Annotated in this window: 15 protein-coding genes; 8 read left to right on the top strand and 7 right to left on the bottom strand. The window is 49.9% G+C overall.

Translation table 11 applies throughout. The annotated features are described in order from the left end of the window. Positions 1-121: 121 nt before the first annotated feature. Entirely contained in the window at positions 122-946 is an 825-nt protein-coding gene (gene nudC / locus RBH76_06430) for an NAD(+) diphosphatase (GenBank protein ID WMJ85050.1), read from the top strand. 205 nt (positions 947-1,151) lie between these two features. Beyond that, complete coding sequence (locus RBH76_06425) at positions 1,152-2,753, top strand: potassium/proton antiporter (protein ID WMJ85049.1); 1,602 nt, start codon at positions 1,152-1,154, stop codon at positions 2,751-2,753. Between the two features lie 65 nt (positions 2,754-2,818). Here the strand turns inward: RBH76_06425 and RBH76_06420 are convergent, their stop codons facing one another. Then, on the bottom strand, positions 2,819-3,790 hold the full coding sequence (locus tag RBH76_06420) for a class II fructose-bisphosphate aldolase (protein ID WMJ85048.1): 972 nt from the start codon (positions 3,788-3,790) through the stop codon (positions 2,819-2,821). Positions 3,791-4,079: 289 nt separating this feature from the next. Here RBH76_06420 and lysS point away from each other — a divergent pair, with 289 nt between their 5' ends. Further along, complete coding sequence (gene lysS, locus RBH76_06415; GenBank protein ID WMJ85047.1) at positions 4,080-6,062, top strand: lysine--tRNA ligase; 1,983 nt, start codon at positions 4,080-4,082, stop codon at positions 6,060-6,062. Positions 6,063-6,150: 88 nt separating this feature from the next. On the opposite strand, the gene RBH76_06410 is transcribed toward lysS, so the two are convergent. Together RBH76_06410 and RBH76_06405 are read right to left on the bottom strand one after the other, a co-directional pair. Further along, positions 6,151-6,630, bottom strand: coding sequence for a YfcE family phosphodiesterase (locus RBH76_06410; GenBank protein ID WMJ85046.1), 480 nt, complete (start codon positions 6,628-6,630; stop codon positions 6,151-6,153). A gap of 23 nt (positions 6,631-6,653) precedes the next feature. Continuing rightward, on the bottom strand, positions 6,654-8,333 hold the full coding sequence (locus tag RBH76_06405; GenBank protein ID WMJ85045.1) for a hypothetical protein: 1,680 nt from the start codon (positions 8,331-8,333) through the stop codon (positions 6,654-6,656). Positions 8,334-8,575: 242 nt separating this feature from the next. Here RBH76_06405 and RBH76_06400 point away from each other — a divergent pair, with 242 nt between their 5' ends. The 3 genes from RBH76_06400 to groL all read left to right on the top strand — a co-directional run bounded on the left by RBH76_06400 (position 8,576) and on the right by groL (position 11,791). Next, the gene (locus RBH76_06400; protein WMJ85044.1) at positions 8,576-9,343 is read left to right on the top strand and encodes a ZIP family metal transporter; all 768 of its coding nucleotides are present in this window, start codon (positions 8,576-8,578) and stop codon (positions 9,341-9,343) included. Positions 9,344-9,835: 492 nt separating this feature from the next. Next, the gene (locus tag RBH76_06395; protein ID WMJ85043.1) at positions 9,836-10,120 is read left to right on the top strand and encodes a co-chaperone GroES; all 285 of its coding nucleotides are present in this window, start codon (positions 9,836-9,838) and stop codon (positions 10,118-10,120) included. Positions 10,121-10,156: 36 nt separating this feature from the next. After that, positions 10,157-11,791: a chaperonin GroEL gene (gene groL / locus RBH76_06390; protein WMJ85042.1), complete on the top strand. Its 1,635-nt coding sequence runs from the start codon at positions 10,157-10,159 to the stop codon at positions 11,789-11,791. A 215-nt stretch (positions 11,792-12,006) separates the two neighbouring features. Here the strand turns inward: groL and RBH76_06385 are convergent, their stop codons facing one another. Genes RBH76_06385 through RBH76_06375 form a run of 3 tightly spaced genes read right to left on the bottom strand, consistent with a single transcriptional unit; the run spans position 12,007 to position 14,745 of the window. Then, entirely contained in the window at positions 12,007-12,870 is an 864-nt protein-coding gene (locus RBH76_06385) for an NAD(P)-dependent oxidoreductase (protein ID WMJ85041.1), read from the bottom strand. Positions 12,871-12,910: 40 nt separating this feature from the next. Beyond that, positions 12,911-13,348, bottom strand: coding sequence for a MarR family winged helix-turn-helix transcriptional regulator (locus tag RBH76_06380; protein WMJ85040.1), 438 nt, complete (start codon positions 13,346-13,348; stop codon positions 12,911-12,913). Then, positions 13,345-14,745: an MATE family efflux transporter gene (locus RBH76_06375; protein ID WMJ85039.1), complete on the bottom strand. Its 1,401-nt coding sequence runs from the start codon at positions 14,743-14,745 to the stop codon at positions 13,345-13,347. Before RBH76_06375 ends, RBH76_06380 begins: the two co-directional genes overlap by 4 nt. Positions 14,746-15,310: 565 nt before the next feature. Between RBH76_06375 and RBH76_06370 the strand changes: the two genes are divergently transcribed. After that, complete coding sequence (locus tag RBH76_06370; protein WMJ85038.1) at positions 15,311-16,003, top strand: hypothetical protein; 693 nt, start codon at positions 15,311-15,313, stop codon at positions 16,001-16,003. Between the two features lie 14 nt (positions 16,004-16,017). Then, positions 16,018-17,025, top strand: coding sequence for a GGGtGRT protein (locus RBH76_06365; GenBank protein ID WMJ85037.1), 1,008 nt, complete (start codon positions 16,018-16,020; stop codon positions 17,023-17,025). A gap of 182 nt (positions 17,026-17,207) precedes the next feature. Here RBH76_06365 and RBH76_06360 read toward each other — a convergent pair whose 3' ends face one another. After that, on the bottom strand, positions 17,208-17,675 hold the full coding sequence (locus RBH76_06360; protein ID WMJ85036.1) for a hypothetical protein: 468 nt from the start codon (positions 17,673-17,675) through the stop codon (positions 17,208-17,210). Between the last annotated feature and the right edge of the window lie 254 nt (positions 17,676-17,929).

Raw genomic sequence — 17,929 nt, 5'->3', positions numbered from 1 at the left:
CGACAAAGATATTTAAACGCATGGGCATGACTTTTTTGCGCCGGGGTGGTATAATCGCTGTAACATTGACAGCGACCACTTTGCGCCGCTGTTAAAATTAACAACAAAGGAAGTTTCGCGCGTGATACAGGATATTGCACCAAAGAAATATGACAACGCCTTTCATGTAAAAAGCCCCCGAGATAACGACACGGTATTTGTTTTCGACAAAAATGCCGTATTGTGCCACAAAAGCGGAGAGGGGGTTCTCTACCCGACGCTGGCGCAAATTGGTGTCAATTCCGACTGCACGTTTTTATTCTCGATTGACGACACGGATTATTTTCTGCTGCGCACAACCGAATATAAAGTGCCCAGCGGTTTTACCTTTGAAAACATCACGCTGTTTCGCACGGCGCTGCCGGGCGACTTAGCTTTTGCAGGCTTTGTTGCGTGGCAGATATATAATTGGTACAACGATAATAAATTCTGTGGACGCTGCGGGTATCCACTGGTTCCCAGTGAGAAAGAGCGTATGTTGGCCTGCGAAAACTGCGGGAACACCATCTACCCTAAAATATCCCCCGGTATCATCGTAGCCATCACCGCCGGTGACCGGCTGCTGATGACCAAATATGCCGGCCGCCCCTTTTCCAACTACGCACTGGTGGCGGGCTTTACCGAGATCGGCGAGACGCTGGAGCAGACGGTTGAGCGCGAGGTGATGGAAGAGGTTGGCCTCAAGGTCAAGAACATCACCTACTATAAGAGCCAGCCGTGGGCTTTTTCAAGCTCGCTGCTCTGTGGATTTTTCGCTGAAGTTGACGGTGATACCACCGTCACGCTGCAAACCGACGAACTGGCATTAGCTGAGTGGTTTACTCGCGATGAAATTGCGTTGCAGCCCGATAATTTGAGTTTGACACGCGAAATGATGATGGTGTTTAAAAACGGGCGTAACAAGTAGCAGCAGTCAGCGCCATCAATACTTAAAGGTAAACAAAGGGTCAGAGACTGGTGGACCCACAAATACAATTACTTATCATTACAAGATTTTATGTAGCGCGCCTGGCCTAAGCGGGTCAGGCGATGAAGTTATTGCGTAAGCGCGCTGTATGGCATGATATTGATATTTACAGCGTGCCATAAGGCACCCAAGGGGAGGTTTGGTTTTGCCGGTCTATTTATTATTAGCTGCGTTTATTTTAATTACCTGCGTGGGTTTCAATAAGCTGTCGAGCAAGCTGGGCATTCCGGTGCTGCTGGCGTTTATTCTGTTGGGTATGGTTTTTGGTGCCGAAGGGGTAGTGAAAATCCCTTTTAATGATTATGCTTTCGCTGGACAGATCTGCGCCGTTGCGCTTGTTTTTGTCATGTTCTACGGTGGGTTTGGCACCAGGTGGAGTGAAGCGAAGCCTGTTGCGGTGCAAGCGGTGTTGCTCTCTTCCGTTGGTGTTGTACTCACTGCGGGCATTACGGGACTGTTTTGTCATTTTATATTACGGATCAATTTTCTCGAAAGTTTTCTTATTGGCGCAGTTATCAGTTCAACCGATGCGGCCTCTGTGTTTTCAATTCTGCGTTCAAAGCGTTTAAATCTTAAATATAACACGGCATCGATGCTTGAAGTGGAAAGCGGCAGCAACGATCCTTGCGCCTATATGCTCACCGTCGTGATTTTGTCGATTATGAGTGGCAGTGCCAAAGGCGGGCAGATTGCATACATGATTTTTGCACAGCTGACCTATGGCGTGGTTTTCGGTGGGGCTATTGCAGCAGCGGCGCTTTGGGCACTTAAAAAATTCCAATTTGCCGCAGACGGATTTGATGCGATCTTCATTCTTGGGGTTGCGATTCTCTCTTATGCTGCGCCCGAGGCGATTGGGGGAAATGGCTATTTGAGCGCCTATATCGTCGGTATTATCATGGGCAACCACGAAATTAGGAACAAAAAGGCTATTGTACACTTTTTTGACACAGCCACTGGGCTGATGCAGGTGGTGTTGTTCTTTTTGCTGGGTTTACTGGCGACGCCGTCTCTGCTGCTTAATGTGGCGTTTACCGCGCTGGCCATTGCGCTGTTTTTGACCTTTGTCGCTCGACCGGTAGCGGTGTTTGCTATTCTTGCGCCGTTTCGCGGCGCTGTTAAGCAGCAGCAGCTTGTATCGTGGGCTGGACTGCGCGGTGCGGCGTCAATTGTGTTTGCAGTCATGGCGACCATAAACTCTGCTTACACCAGCACTGACCTGTTCCACATTGTATTCTTTATTGTATTACTGTCGATTTTGGTTCAGGGCTCGATGATTCCGTTCGTAGCACGCAAGTTAGATATGATTGACGAGAATTCTGACGTTATGAAAACCTTTACCGATTACAGTGACGAGGTACCGATTCAGTTTATTCAGTTTTCAGTACCCGAAAATCATCCGTGGGCAAACAGCATGATTCAAGACATTCTGTTGCCGGCTGAGACGATTCTTGTGTTGTTGCTGCGCGAAGGCAAAAAGATTGTTCCCAACGGCAAAACGACTTTACAGCCGGGGGATAAGTTGGTTCTAAGCGCCAAGGCACCGGGCAAGATTGATGGCATCTCGCTATTTGAAAAGCGTATTGGCAAGGGCGATAAGTGGGAGAATAAACGTGTCTCAGAAATTTTTAATAAGCCGGATATGCTTATTATCATGGTGCAGCGAAAAGACCGGGTGATCATCCCTCGGGGATCGACCGTGATCAAGGAAAACGATGTGTTGGTCATTAATCATTCAAGTAGATAAACAGCAAAGGGGCTGCTGCAAAAAAAGCAGCAGCCCCACGTTATGGCAGGTCATTTTGGCGGCTATCAGCATTTGCCTGCGCTGCCAAGTATGTCAATTTTATGGCAGTATAGTTCCTTTAATTCCGGGCGAACTTGCAAAGAATAGATACGTCCGTCTATTGCGGTCGGGTTTTCAGCCAGCACCTTTCGCGTGAGGGCAAGTGCTGCCAACCAGCCATCGGAAGCGATGTTCACCATACTTACCGCCTTCTGTGTGGCGTTGGTGATCTGATAATCGGGGATGCCAGCGGTATGCCCGATCTTGCCACCGTAGCGATTAATCATTTCGATGTATTTGTACGGCAGGCAGGAGGCGCCGTGAAGCACAATGGGGAAACCGGGCATCAGTGTTTCGATCTTATCTAAAATATCGTAGCGTAATTCAGGATAGCTGCCGTCGGGGTTGGGGAGATATTTGACCATGCCGTGCGAGGTGCCAATGGAAACGGCAAGGCTATCTACACCGGTTTTTTCAACAAATTCGGCCGCCTGATAGGGGTCGGTATAAAGCCGCTGCGGGAAGTAGCTTTGCGCGTTAGCCTCGGTATCGAGTACGCCCAACTCACCCTCCACCGTCACGCCATAGGCATGGGCATATTCCACAATCTGACGGGTCAGCGCCACATTTTCGGCAAAGGGTAGGGCACTGCCGTCTATCATTACCGACGAAAAACCGTTCTGGATAGCGGTGACACAGTGCTCATAGCAAAGGCCGTGATCCAAATGCAGAACGGTAGGGATATCTAATCCCTGCTCGAGTACGCGCTCGCGTCCGGCCTGTGCCATTCTGGCAAGCATGCGCGGCTCAAACTGGCGGCACAGCTTGGGCGAACCCAGCAGAATAACGGGCGAGCGTTTTTGAACACAGGCATCGAAAATGCCATTGAGCTGCTCGATAGAAATAAAGTTAAAAGCGCCAACGGCGTAATGCCCTTCGTAAGCTTTTTTTAGAAGGTTTTTAGAATTTTCCAACCCAAGGGCCTGGTATGACAGCATAGGACATCTCCTCTTTTCGTAAACAAAGGCTGAGCTGACAGCGTTGTGCGCCGCGCAAAAAAGTGTCGATATAAAATAAAGTATAGCACAACACGCGGTTAAATCAATACCGTCGGCCAAAAACGCTTGGTCGACTGTCGCCCTAAAAGGACTGGTGGATGTTTGACTTTTGGGTTCCTTTATAGTAGAATTTTAAAAATAATGGCATAAAATGCGCATGCGCGAAAAATGGCTTTAATGAGCCTTGCGCGTGCTTTGTATTTGCAGTTGAAAGGGATGGTCTGAAGTTATGCATTGGTCAGAAGCAATTGCCAATGAAATTATTACAAAAAAGCCTGATAAGGAAGAGTATGTCTGTGCCGCGGGCATCAGCCCTTCGGGCTCGGTGCACATTGGCAACTTCCGAGATATTGCCACGAGTTATTTTGTCTGCCGCGCGTTACAAAAAGCTGGTAAAAAGGCAAAGTTGCTTTTCTCGTGGGATGAGTTTGACCGCTTCCGCAAGGTGCCCAAAAACGTACCCGAGGAGTGGAGCCAGCATATCGGTAAGCCCTATGTGGACGTACCCGATCCCTTTGGCTGCTGCGGGAGCTATGCCGAGCACTTTGAAAAAGAGTTCGAATGCTCTTTGTCGCGCTTTGGCATTGAGGTTGATTTCCGTTATCAGGCCGTTGAATATCGTTCAGGGCGCTATAACGAGAGTATAATTCATGCGCTGCGCCACCGCGGCGAGATTTTTGATATTTTAGACAGTTTTCGCACGCAAGATGCGGCGGAGGGTGAGCGAGAGGCCTATAGCCCCGCTATCGTATACTGCCCGGCCTGCGACAAAGATACCACCACCTTCACCTCTTTTTCAGAGGATTGCACGACCGGTCACTTCACCTGCAAGTGTGGATATGAGGGCGATTATGACTTTGTGAACGGTAGCAGCGCCAAGCTAGCTTGGAAGATTGATTGGCCGATGCGATGGAAGGCCGAAAGCGTCGATTTCGAGCCCGGCGGTAAGGATCACGCGTCCCCCACCGGCAGCTATCAGACCAGCCGCATTATTTCAGACAAGATTTACGACTATCCAGCGCCGTATTTTACTGGTTATGAGTTTATCGGCATCAAGGGCATGACCGGCAAGATGTCCGGTTCGTCGGGGCTCAATTTGACGCCTGAAACACTTCTGAAAATTTACCAGCCTGAGGTCATTTTGTGGCTTTATTCCAAGACTGAACCGCTTAAAGCGTTTGATTTTTGTTTTGATGAAGAGATTTTGCGTCAGTACTTTGAGTTTGACAAGGCGCTCAACGATTACCGCGCAGGCAAGGGAGACGAGCGGCTCAATGCCATTATGTACAACGTTGATGTGCCGGGTCATGAGGTTAAAACAGTGCCGATGGGCCAGCTTGTTCAGCTTGGCAGCACGGTGGACTTTAACCTTGACGCACTCGAGACGGTGTTCGAGAAAATTGGCACGCCTTATAAGCGCGAGGAGTTTGCCGAGCGCTTAGCGTTGGCGCAGTTCTGGCTGGAACAGTGTTCGCCTGAAAACGCCTACAAGCTGCGCAGCATCCGTGATTTTGCGGTTTACAATTCGCTTTCTGACGATGAAAAACAGGAAATCAAGCTGTTGTTTGAACATCTCTCGACAGTGGATGACAGCCTGGATGGCTTGAATACGTTCCTCTATTCTGTTTCGCGCACGGTGTTCCCAGGCGGGGACGAGAAGGAGATTAAGCAAAAGCAGGGACGTTTCTTCAAGAATGTTTATCGACTGTTGCTTAACAAGGAAAAGGGGCCGCGGCTTTATCTATTCCTGCATGCCATCGACAAGGTGCGCTATCTGCCACTGCTCGATTTTTCAACCCCTGCCTCCGCCGAGGAGCTGGCCGCAGCGCAGCCACAAGAGCCTGAGGCCGAAGCGGCGCCTAAAGCTACGGCCGAACCTTTGAAGGCCGAGATTGCTATTGATGATTTTGCCAAGCTCGATTTTAGAGTGTGCAAGGTGCTTGAATGCGTAGAGGTGCCCAAGGCGCGCAACCTCTTGAAGCTGACGCTCGACGACGGTTTGGGCGGGCGACAAATTGTGTCCAGCATCAAGGGCGAATATAAGCCGGAGGAGCTGGTCGGCCGCAAAATTATTGTAGTGGCCAACCTCAAGCCGGCCAAATTCGCCGGTCAAAAGAGCCAGGGTATGCTGCTGGCCGCCACCAGTGAGGAAAGCGGCTGTAAGGTCATTTTTGTGGATGATGCGGTTCCCTCTGGTACCGCCATCGGTTAATCATTATCAGAAAATCCCGCTGCACATCGTTGTGCAGCGGGATTTTTAATATTGAACGAATCGGGTGTTTTGACAGTGTACACTGTTTTTATTCAAACCGGTGCAGTGAACAGACCGGCTGACCTTGTACGGTTTCTATCACGCCATAGCCAAACTTGCCGTCACGGGGTTTGCTAAGGCTACCGGGGTTCATCACCTGCACGCCCAGCTCGCTGCGGCAGAGCTGACGATGGGTGTGCCCGAACAGCGCCACTGTGGCGTTTTGCCGCCTTGCCTCGGCTGCCAGTCGTTCGGTCGTATAATTGACGTTGAACAGGTGACCATGTGTCAGAAGCAGGCGCACGCCGTCCGCCTCGACCACCGCTGTATCTGGCGCGGTGGAAGTGTAGTCGCAGTTGCCCCGCACAAAACGCATCGACAGCAGTGGCCACACGGCACGCAGATCGTCAACATCCTGTGCGCCGTCACCAAGGTGCAACAGCAGGTCGATACGGTCTTTTTCGCGCAGTACAAGGCGGTAGAGCGTGTCAAAATCGTGGTGAGTGTCTGAGACGACAAGAATCCTCATCAAAGTTTCCTTCTGTCAGAATGTTATTTTTGCATATATTGTAAGTTGTCAAAACCGGTGGTCTCAACAATCGGTTGTGTGTTTTGTCCGTCTCCCCAGTACGTGATTTTCACACGGTCCCCTTCACGGGTGAGCGCAAGTTCGGAAGAGAGACTTGAATTAACGGTATAAATCTTATTTTTATAATCGGATAAAATGACAAAGTAAATTGTATCCTCGCCATTATATTGGCTTGCAATGCGTTCTACGGTGCCTGTCAGTTTTTGTTCTGAGCCGGATGAAGGCAAAAGTTGACTGCTGTCGTTGCTTTGGCGCAGTGCTGTCTGGTAGTTTCGATACGCCTGAGTTATCGTTTCGCCAACCCCCACGGTGGAATAGTTGGACACTGAGACCAAGGCGTACTGTTTGATCAGCCCCTCCCGATCCTTGAGCGTCATAAAATAGGTGGGAACACTGTCCACGTTGATGATAAGCGGGAATGAAGCGTAATAGCCAAGGTGTTGAACCTTGCCCTGTGCTGAGCCTTGTGCGGCGTATTCGGTTGCACCGTTCATCTGATAGAGCAAGGGTTTTTTAGTAACCATGTTCACCATCATAAACCCGATGGCGCTTTCGTCATTGCCTACGCTGGTTAGCCCAGTAAACAGATAGCAACGCCCATTGTTATAAACAACCGCCTGACCTTCTGACGGTTGGAACTTATCCTTGTCGGCGAAGTTAAATATGCCGTGAACATATTCGCCCTGGTTTGCGATTTGTCTACGAATAAAATATTCTGGCTGTACGCGGTCTACCCACTCGGGGACGTTTGTAATATCGTGTTTTTGAGTCGCGCCCGTTGAGGCGTTGACAATAATGACACCGGTCGCTTCTGGAAGCGCGAAACCGCGCAAATTCTTGTAGGTGGTCACGATCCAATAAGGGACGCCGGAATCGTCAAGCTCGAAAGAAAAATCGGTTATTCCCTCAAACAAAGCGGCGGTAAAACGTGTATGACGGCCGATATCGTACATGAGGTGTGATTGGGGTTGGTATTTAATTTTGTGCCCTTCAACATAATCGACATCGTTGACATTGGTTGCGGATACGACAATGTAACCAGGGGTTCCCGAAAGATTAGTCAACCATTTAAAAACACCAGAATGATAAAGCGGTACTGCCCAAATGAGCTTGTTGTTGTTCATCTGTATTGTTGGCTCGCCGAGGACGACTTGGCTGCCAAGCGAAGCGCGCTCGCCAAGCTTTTTATCCGCCAGTTTTCGGGCAAGCTCTTTATCAACAATCGGCACCTGAGAGAGATCGACGGCTTGCATGTCGCTGGAGAACACCTGTTGACTAACAGCGCCAAGCTGGTCGCGATAAGTCTTATAGTGGAACAATGGTGTCGAAAATATATTGATGCCTATAAACAGTACCCACGGCACTATTAAAAGCAGTTTTGCCACTTTGGGGAATAATTTGAAATTTATTGTATCCAGGTTGATCGGTCCGCGACCGGGAATGCCTGAATCCAACCGTAAGATAGCACCACCCAATTTAAAGACGCACCATGTCAGGGTGTAGGCGCTTATAGCGGCACACCAAAAAAATGCACCGTCGCTGTACATCGGATTAAAGTTGACAGCGCTGCTAAACGCATAGAACGCAAGCAAAACGGTTACTGCTGTATAGACAAAGGGCTTTGATTTTCTCATTTTTTTCATCGTCTTGTTCCTTCCTGTTGAAGTCTGCTGTTATAATTTCTTTTGTACATAAATATGCAATATTATGCTGTGCCGATTAAACTTTTCCAAATATATCATTAAATGATATAAAAAGATTACCACCCGAAAGGGTATTTTGTCAATCGCGCAGCAACCGATGAGCAAATAATTTGCCTTTGAGGTGAATAGCTATTGATGTGGTGGCAACAAAAGATTGGCCGCCGTAAAAGGAGTGATGCACTGTGCCACAAAATGCAATCATACCGCTGGCTTTAAGTGCGGCGGCCGGAGGTGCTACTGTGATTGGCGCGCTGCTCGCCGTGGCGGTACGACGCCCAAAAGCGTCGTTGCTGACGTTTGCGCTGGGTTTTTCGGCCGGGGTTATGTTGGCTGTCTCGTTACTTGAACTGCTGCCACAAGCGACCGAGGTGCTGTTGTTTGAGATGCCGGGGGCGGCCGGTGCCGCTGTGGCGGTTTTTTCTTGCTCGGCGGGTATGCTTTGCTCTCAGCTGCTAGATTCTGCACTGCCCAGCGGGTTTGAGCGGATCGGTACCCAGCGAGAACGGCAACTGCTGCGGCTGGGGTTGTTTTCGATGCTGGCGCTGATGATACATAATCTGCCCGAAGGTATGGCGGTCTTTTTAAGTGCGAGTCAGAACGTCAACATGGGGATAAGGCTCTGCACCGCTATTGCGCTGCACAACATTCCGGAGGGAATATCAATTGCCTTGCCGATATATGCCGCGCTCCAGCGCCGCCCGCCCGCACTGCTGCTGGCAACGGTCTCGGGCGCAGCGGAGCCGCTGGGCGCGTTGCTGGCGCTGCGCTTTTTGCAACCGGTGCTCACCGAGCGTGGGCTCGCCATGATGTTTTGTGGCATTGCGGGACTGATGAGCGCAATTTCGGTAGCCGAACTGTTGCCAGAGGCACTGTGCGGTAAAAAGCCGGGCTACGGCGTTGCAGGGGTGCTGTTTGGCATCTTGTTAATGTTGGTCAACTGCTGTTTGTAGTACGAAATTTAAGAGCTAAAAAGGTAGAAAAAGCCCTCGGTAGTTTTGAGCTGGGAATTCTCGTTCGGGTTTTAAAAAAACCTGTTATGCGCGATATGCATTTTCTGATTTAATCCTGATTGACGTAGATCGTTTGTGCTTAAAGTATTTTTATCAAAAATAGCTGCACGGTGTAACCGGCGCTTTAATCGGGGCAACCTAGCGATGTGTTATTGGCACACAGTTTATAAACAAAGAATAAATGGCGCTCTTAAATGACTAAGCATCTTGGCCCAGAAAGAGTTAAATATATTTTTCGATTTCCAAGAATCCGTTTGGAATTGAACTGTAGATTTAAACCGCGATAAACAAAAATGAATTTGTTGTAAATTTTGAAAAAAATCTCAAAAATCCCTTGATTTTTTTGAAAAATAGGCTAGAATATTCTTAGCACTCAAAAGATTAGAGTGCTAAATAAGTCAAATGAAAATATATATAAATGGAGGAACAGCAATGAACATTAAACCGTTGGCTGACAGAGTCGTAATCAAAATGGTTGAAGCGGAAGAAACCACCAAGAGTGGAATCATCCTCGCAGGTTCTGCTAAGGAAAAGCCTCAGGTTGCTGAGGTTATTGCGGTGGGCCCCGGCGGTATCGTGGATGGCAAAGAGGTGAAAATGTATCTCAAGGCAGGGGACAAGGTTCTCATGAGCAAATATGCCGGAACCGAAGTCAAGGTTGACGGCGTGGAATACACCATCCTGCGTCAGTCCGACATCCTTGCAATTGTTGAATAATCATTACCAATAAAGAATAAAGGGAGGAAATTTACTATGGCTAAGATTGTTTCCTACGGCGAAGAAGCCAGAAAGTCTTTACAAGCGGGCATTGATAAGCTTGCTGATACCGTTAAAATTACGCTCGGACCCAAGGGCCGCAACGTTGTACTTGACAAGAAGTATGGTGCGCCGCTTATCACAAATGACGGCGTGACCATCGCTAAGGAGATCGAGCTTGAGGATCCCTTTGAGAACATGGGTGCGCAGCTTGTTAAAGAGGTTGCCACCAAGACCAACGATGCTGCTGGCGACGGCACCACCACCGCGACACTGCTGGCTCAGGCACTGGTGCGTGAGGGTATGAAGAATGTTGCTGCGGGTGCCAACCCCATGGTTGTCAAGCGCGGTATTCAGAAGGCTGTTGATGCTGCTGTTGCTGCCATCAAGGAGAACTCCAAGAAAGTTTCCGGTTCGGCCGATATCGCTTCCGCCGCAACCGTTTCGGCGGGTGACGCCGTTATCGGCAAGCTGATTGCCGAGGCTATGGATAAGGTCGGCGCCGACGGCGTTATTACCCTTGAGGAGTCTAAAACCGCCGAGACCTACACCGAGGTCGTCGAGGGCATGCAGTTTGACCGCGGCTATATCTCCCCCTACATGGTTACCGACACCGACAAGATGGAAGCTATTGTAGACGACGCCTATCTGCTGATCACTGACAAGAAAATCGCTTCCATTCAGGAAATTCTGCCCCTGCTTGAGCAGATTGTGCAGTCGGGCAAGAAGCTGGTTATCGTCGCTGAGGATGTTGAGGGCGAAGCGCTTGCAACGCTGTTGGTCAACCGCCTGCGCGGAACCTTTACCTGTGTTGCCGTCAAGGCTCCGGGCTTTGGCGACCGCCGCAAGGCTATGCTTGAGGATATCGCAATACTCTCCGGCGGCACCGTCGTGAGCAGCGATCTCGGCTATGACCTCAAGGATGCTACTGTCGACATGCTCGGCCGTGCTAGCCAGGTCAAGGTCACCAAGGAAAACACTGTCATCGTCAACGGTGCGGGCGACTCTGCTGCCATTAAGGCTCGCGTTGCACAGATCCGCTCTGAGATTGAGAACACCACTTCCGACTTCGACCGCGAGAAGCTGCAGGAGCGCCTTGCCAAGCTCGCTGGTGGCGTCGCTGTTATCAAGGTTGGTGCTGCGACCGAAGTTGAGATGAAGGAGAAGAAGCTTCGTATTGAAGACGCCCTCTCGGCTACCAAGGCTGCTGTCGAAGAAGGTCTTGTCGCGGGTGGCGGCGTAGCGATGCTCAACGCGATGCCCGCTGTCGAGAAGCTGATCTCCGGCTTAGAGGGTGACGAAAAGACCGGTGTAAAAATCCTGCTGCGTGCCCTTGAAGAGCCGGTTCGCCAGATTGCTATGAACGCAGGTCTTGAAGGTTCGGTCATCATTGACCAGATCAAGCGCACCGGTAAAGTTGGCTACGGCTTTAACGCCGAGAGCGAGGAGTATGTCGATATGGTTGAGGCCGGCATCGTCGACCCGACCAAGGTTGCCAGAAGCGCTCTGCAAAACGCAGCTTCGGTCGCGGCAATGGTACTCACCACCGAATCGCTTGTTAGCGAGCCGGTCAAGGATGAGCCCGCAATGCCTGCTGGCGGCGGCATGGGCGGCATGGGTGGCATGTACTAAGCAGCCCCCTGCGGTTAACAGAGAATCGCTGTTCGCTGAATGGCGTGTAAATAGCGAGGTCCCCGTATTCGGTTTCGAAGACGGGGGCCTCGCAGTGTTTAGAAAGTAAAATTTCTCGTTTTATATAAGTTCTAAATGCGCTACTTTTAACGCAAGCACCCGTCTTCTAGTCTTCGGAGACGGGGGTCTTTTGTTTTGCGCGGTTTTAGTCGGCGCTATTTATCATAATACTCAATAATGCCCTGCGTGCCGTTGTCGCCCTTGCCCTCAGCCTCAAGCTTTTGATACATCCGGCAGGCCTGCTGTAAAATTTCAAGAGACAATCCGACGGCTTGTGCTTCTTGCTGTGCAATAGACATGTCCTTGATAAAATGCTTGATATAAAAGCCGGGTGCAAAATCGCTCGAGATCATTTTAGGTGCGACCTTTTGCAGCTGAGCGCTTGCCGCTGCGCCGCTCCCGATGGTTTTGAGCATGGTATCGAGGTCTACGCCTGCAGCACGGGCATAAGCCACTGCCTCACACACACCGGTGACGGTACCTGCAATGGCAATTTGGTTTGCCATCTTAACATGCTGACCGCTGCCAGCCGGACCTTCGTAGAAAATATTTTTACCCATTGCTTCAAACAACGGCATGCAGGTATCGAACGCCGGCTTGTCGCCACCGACCATGATGGCCAGCGTGCCATTTTTGGCACCGCCGTCGCCGCCTGAAACCGGGGCATCCAGCGCAGAAAGACCGTGGGCGCGGGCTTCTTCATAGATACGTTTGGAAAGTTGGGGGCTGGTGGTGGTCATGTCGATGATATATGCACCCGGCCTCGCGTTTGCGATAATGCCGCCTTCCCCGAAATAGACCTCTTCGACGTCTTTGGGGTAGCCGACGATGGTAACGACAGCATCGCGCCCGGCAGTACACTCGGCTACGCTGTCGCACCAAGTAAGCCCCTCGGCAATTAGCGATTCAGCTTTTGATTTGGTTCGGTTATAAATGAACACTTTGAACCCATGCCTGCTCAAATTGCGCGCCATTGATTCACCCATGACGCCGATGCCGATAAACCCGATGCTTTTCATTCCTATTACCTCCAACAAAATGATAATAAAACGCCGACAGCTATTCTAAAAATTCCTTTTCAATATTGTCCTTCATGCGTATAATGAGCGACAGCGCCTGTGCGCGCTCCGCGGGAGAAAATCCTTCAAAGAGCAATTCGTGCAGCCGGCCGATGATGGCGAAAAGTTCGTCCTCTCGCGCAAGGGCAGCCGGCGATGGGAATACATGATTGATGCGGCGATCGTTTTCATCCGGCGTGCGATAGGCCAGGCCGCATTCTTCCAGCTGTGTCACGCTGCGTGCTGTTGTGCCTTTATCCATGCCCAGCGCACAGGAGAGCTGTTCTTGTGTGACGCCGGGGCAGCGGTAGAGGTGCAGCAAAAATGGCAGCTGCCCAGCGTCCAGCTTGGAGGCCTGAAGCTCGCGGGCAAAATAACGGCGGGTATACCGATAGATCATGGAAATGAATTTGTTTGCAGGTACTATGGCGCGATTCATGCTTTTCCCTCCGCTCTCAATTGGTCAGAAAGCTGTTGGTTTAAGTCGCGTAAAAAACGGCGGCTCAAGTAAACAGCCAGGACAAAGCAGCAGATGTCCGATATCGGCTGCACAATCTGAACCCCTAAAAGGCCGAACAGTGCGGGCCAGATCAGCGTGCCCGGCAAGAAGAAAATACCCTGCCGTGCACTGGCTAGCAGTGTTGCGGGGCCGCTTTGTCCGGTGCATTGTAGGTACATATTGGACATGATGAAAAAGCTTTGCAGTGGCAGTACAAGACATTGCAGCCTTAACGCTGTGGTACCGATGGCAATAACCTCAAGGTCGTCCCGCCTAAAAGCGGCGATGGCCTGCGGTGCCAGCCAAAACATGATCGCACCTGCAATGACGAGGATCAAAAGCGATACTTTTTCACAAAACCAAAACGATTCTTTGACACGGTCAAACCGCTTTGCACCGTAGTTAAAGCCGCAAACCGGCTGAAAGCCTTGCCCGAAGCCGATCATTGCCGAAATAACAAACATCATCAGACGGGTGACGATGCTGATGGCAGCGATGGCCGGGTCACCAAATGGCTTGCAACAACGGATCATGAATACCATGGCGATGCTGGCCAGCCCCTGACGGAACAGCGAGGGGGTGCCGCCTCTGATGATATCGACAAACAGTTTATAGGACAGGCGCACATTGCGTATTTTAAGCGGAAGAGCACCATGCTTACCTAAATTAAAATAAAAAAGAATGACGAAGCTGACAAACTGGCTGATGATGGTGGCCAGCGCCGCGCCGCTGATGCCTAGGCCCATGTGAAAGATCATGATCGGGTCAAGCGCTATGTTGAGAATACCACCCGACATGATTCCAATCATGCCATAAAAGGCGTTACCTTGTCCACGCAGAGAAGTGTTCAACACAAAGTTGGCCGCCATGTAAGGCGCGCCGATAAGAATATAGCGGGCGTAGTCGCGGGCATAAGGGGCGATGCTTTCGGTAGCACCCAAAAGTAATACGAGCTCATCGAGAAAAAGAAGGCCGATGATCGACAGCAGCGCACCGAAAACCAGCGCCGTAAAAAAAGCTGTCGCAACCGATTCACAGGCCTCCTGTCTGCGTTTTTCGCCCAACATGCGGGAGACCAACACCGAAGAACCGATACCAAAGGTGAACCCCACCGACTGAATAATCGCCATCAACGAAAAAATGACCCCGACTGCTGCCGATGCGCTGGTGCCAATCTGGCTGACAAAGTAGGTATCAGCCATGTTATAGATGGCGGTGATAAGCATGGCACAGATTGTGGGCATGGCCAGCCGACCAACCAGCTGCGGAATGGGCGTTTGGGTCATAATGATATATTTTTGATCTTGCTGTGCTTGAAATGAAGCATCAGTATCCATAAAAATAATGAATCCTTTCATGAGGGAAGTATTACCTAAGCATAGCACTGAAATAGAAAGTTGTCAATGCAACTAATATTACTAACCACTATAAATGCCAGATAAAAGTTTCGCTATTAAACTTCCTAGAGGCAGCAAATTATTGAAAGCGAGACAACATGAAAATGAATTCCATAAAAAATCGTCAGTTGGCCCTTCAAGTATCAAAATACAGGTTATAATGCGCAAAAAGCAACTAAAATATCCATTTTAAGGTAAATAACCCTATGCCGAGAGGAGAACGTAAAAACGTTTTCCGTAAAATTATTACAACTAAAACTGTGACTTTTGACGAAAGTCAAGGCCTTGCAGACCGCTAAAAAAGTGGTAATGGCGTAATGAAAGCCGTGGTTTAATCGGCATTTTGTTCAAAAAAACATCAACATCAACCTTTCAATTGCCAGCCGAGGCTGCAAGCCGACAAAACACATTGGTTTTGCAGTTCATTGCGGTTGCGATCGGGCTGTGCTATAATTACCCATGAAAATATACGCTGCCAAACGGTAACGATAAGGAGGAATATCAATTGCAGTATTCGCATGAAGTTGAACAGATGCAGCAGGTGCGCTGCCTGCACTGTCATGGCCCTGCGCCAATTCCTGAAGAAGGCAAGTGGATTAGAGCCAAGGAAATCACCGATATTTCAGGGCTTTCGCATGGTGTGGGCTGGTGCGCCCCCCAGCAGGGGACCTGCAAGCTGACCTTGAACGTCAAGGACGGCATTATTCAGGAGGCGTTGGTCGAAACAATTGGATGCTCTGGCATGACTCACTCTGCCGCGATGGCGGGCGAGATTCTGCCTGGAAAAACCATCCTTGAAGCGCTTAACACCGATCTGGTATGCGACGCCATCAACGTGGCGATGCGTGAAATTTTTAAGCAGTTGGTTTATGGACGCACCCAAACCGCATTCTCAGAGGGCGGCCTGCCGATAGGCGCTGCGCTTGAGGACCTCGGGAAGGGGTTGCGCAGCCAGACCGCGACCATTTTTTCAACTGGCGCCAAGGGTGTGCGTTATCTTGAAATGGTCGAGGGGTACATTCTTGAGATGGCGCTTGACGAAAACCGCGAAGTCATCGGCTATAAGTTTGTCCGAGTGGGCAAAATGCTTGAAGATATCCGCCACGGTGTGGAAGCAAAGACTGCCTATGAAAAAAACATAGGAACCTACGGTCGATATGAAGGCGCAGCCTCCTATATCGACCCTAGAGAACTCTAAGGGGGTGCTGCAAGATGGTTAAATTTGAGGGAATGGAGCGCAGGATAGACAAAATAAACGCCTGTCTGGCTGCCAATGGCTTTCAAAGTTTAGAGGAAGCCAATGAATTGTGTTTTGAAAACGGAATCAATGTGGATTATATCGTCAAGGGCGTGCAGCCCATCGCATTTGAAAATGCGGTTTGGGCTTATACGCTTGGTGTTGCTATTGCGTTGAAAAAGGGTGCAAAAAGTGCCGTCGAGGCGGCCGGTCTCATTGGCAATGGCCTTCAGGCCTTTACTGTACCCGGTTCAGTCGCAGAAGAGCGCGGCGTTGGACAAGGTCACGGCGACTTAGGTGCCATGTTGCTGCGTGAAGAGACCAAATGCTTCTGCTTTTTGGCTGGACATGAGTCGTTCGCGGCTGCAGAGGGTGCAATCGGGATCGCCAAAACTGCAAACAAGGCACGTAAAACGCCGCTGAAGGTCATCTTGAATGGCCTTGGCAAAGATGCTGCCTATATTATTGCGCGTATCAACGGTTTTACCTATGTGCAGACCGAATATGATTTTACCAAGAATGAGGTTTCGGTTGTTTCAGAGCGGGCGTTTTCCCGCGGGGAGCGTGCGGCTGTACGTTGCTACGGTGCCAACGAGGTGCTGGAGGGCGTCGCTATTATGAAGCTCGAGCATGTTGATGTCTCAATTACCGGCAACTCGACCAATCCGACACGTTTTCAGCATCTGGTCGCTGGTACCTATAAAAAGTGGGCTCTTTCCAACAGCGTAAGCTACTTTTCGGTGGCTTCAGGCGGCGGCACCGGAAGAACGCTGCATCCCGACAACGTAGCGGCGGGGCCGGCTTCGTACGGTCTGACTGACTCGATGGGCCGCATGCATGGCGATGCGCAATTTGCAGGGTCCTCATCGGTACCCGCACATGTTGACATGATGGGTCTGATTGGCATGGGCAACAACCCCATGGTGGGTGCAACTGTCGCCTGCGCCGTGGCAGTGAACGAGGCGCTGAGCAAAAAGGGCTAATTGACCCATACTGTGCTATGCTTAACAAAGCAAAAAGTATAAAAGCACAAAAAGCAGGCGGCGGAAAAGGAGGAATGACTCTTTTCCGCCGCCTGTCACAATGATGTGAAAATCGACTAAAAGGGCGGCGGGCTGGGCCGCCCTTTATTGATCCTGCTTGAAACGAACAGGATGGTAAAAGGCTAAAGTTGTAAACGCATCTGAGCAATTTCGCTAACGGCTTCTGCGAGGATTTCGCGGATGCGCTCAGCTTCATATTCATCAGTAAAATAAGGGTTAGTGTCTAAAAAACACCGCATTCCTAGCATGATGATGCTATAAGCCGCATAGGCCAACGATGCTGTTAAAATCAGATAAACAGCACAGCCTAAAAAAATTCTGTATGGGCTAAAGCATCCGCTGCAAATTATCATCACGGTGCAGCTAATCACGCCGCCCGTCAAAGCGGCCAGTACATTATACCCAACAGAACGGCCCCGCTCAAGATAACGCAAACGCGCAACCAGTGCCTGAGGCGCTCTATTGTTATCGTAATACAACGCAATGTATTCCAGCATCATTTTCCGTTTGTTTTCAAAGGATTCTTGCGCAGGCAACTGTGCACGGTATTGAGTCATCAGCTTAGTGATGGCGTCTTTTCTAAACCTCATTATTCTCAACTCCATAACTTCTGGGTGCCTTCTTAACCGATGCACCTTTACCGCCATAATCCCTCAGAATAAGGTTGTTCAACTTGTTAGTAATAATATTAACACGACGCATTCTGCTTTTCAACAAAATGTTACCATTTCTATCAAAAAACGGAATAATACCTAATTATGTATCGAGAATCCGGTACATCATGAGTGAAATTAGAAACTACTAACCGCACAAAATGACAAAAAGAAGTACTTTGCCATCGACC

Source organism: Oscillospiraceae bacterium MB24-C1 (assembly GCA_030913685.1).
Lineage (GTDB): Bacteria > Bacillota > Clostridia > Oscillospirales > Ruminococcaceae > Yanshouia.
Note: the sequence above shows the minus strand (reverse complement) of the source record. Positions and strands in the feature narration are given on the sequence as shown.

Bases quoted from the DNA above. Each gene is read 5' to 3' on its own strand.
- lysS (WMJ85047.1), top strand. From the start codon at position 4,080: ATGCATTGGTCAGAAGCAATTGCCAATGAAATTATTACAAAAAAGCCT.
- RBH76_06395 (WMJ85043.1), top strand. From the start codon at position 9,836: ATGAACATTAAACCGTTGGCTGACAGAGTCGTAATCAAAATGGTTGAA.
- RBH76_06405 (WMJ85045.1), bottom strand. From the start codon at position 8,333: ATGAAAAAAATGAGAAAATCAAAGCCCTTTGTCTATACAGCAGTAACC.
- RBH76_06380 (WMJ85040.1), bottom strand. From the start codon at position 13,348: ATGAATCGCGCCATAGTACCTGCAAACAAATTCATTTCCATGATCTAT.
- groL (WMJ85042.1), top strand. From the start codon at position 10,157: ATGGCTAAGATTGTTTCCTACGGCGAAGAAGCCAGAAAGTCTTTACAA.
- RBH76_06420 (WMJ85048.1), bottom strand. From the start codon at position 3,790: ATGCTGTCATACCAGGCCCTTGGGTTGGAAAATTCTAAAAACCTTCTA.
- RBH76_06375 (WMJ85039.1), bottom strand. From the start codon at position 14,745: ATGGATACTGATGCTTCATTTCAAGCACAGCAAGATCAAAAATATATC.
- RBH76_06385 (WMJ85041.1), bottom strand. From the start codon at position 12,870: ATGAAAAGCATCGGGTTTATCGGCATCGGCGTCATGGGTGAATCAATG.
- RBH76_06365 (WMJ85037.1), top strand. From the start codon at position 16,018: ATGGTTAAATTTGAGGGAATGGAGCGCAGGATAGACAAAATAAACGCC.
- RBH76_06360 (WMJ85036.1), bottom strand. From the start codon at position 17,675: ATGAGGTTTAGAAAAGACGCCATCACTAAGCTGATGACTCAATACCGT.
- RBH76_06410 (WMJ85046.1), bottom strand. From the start codon at position 6,630: ATGAGGATTCTTGTCGTCTCAGACACTCACCACGATTTTGACACGCTC.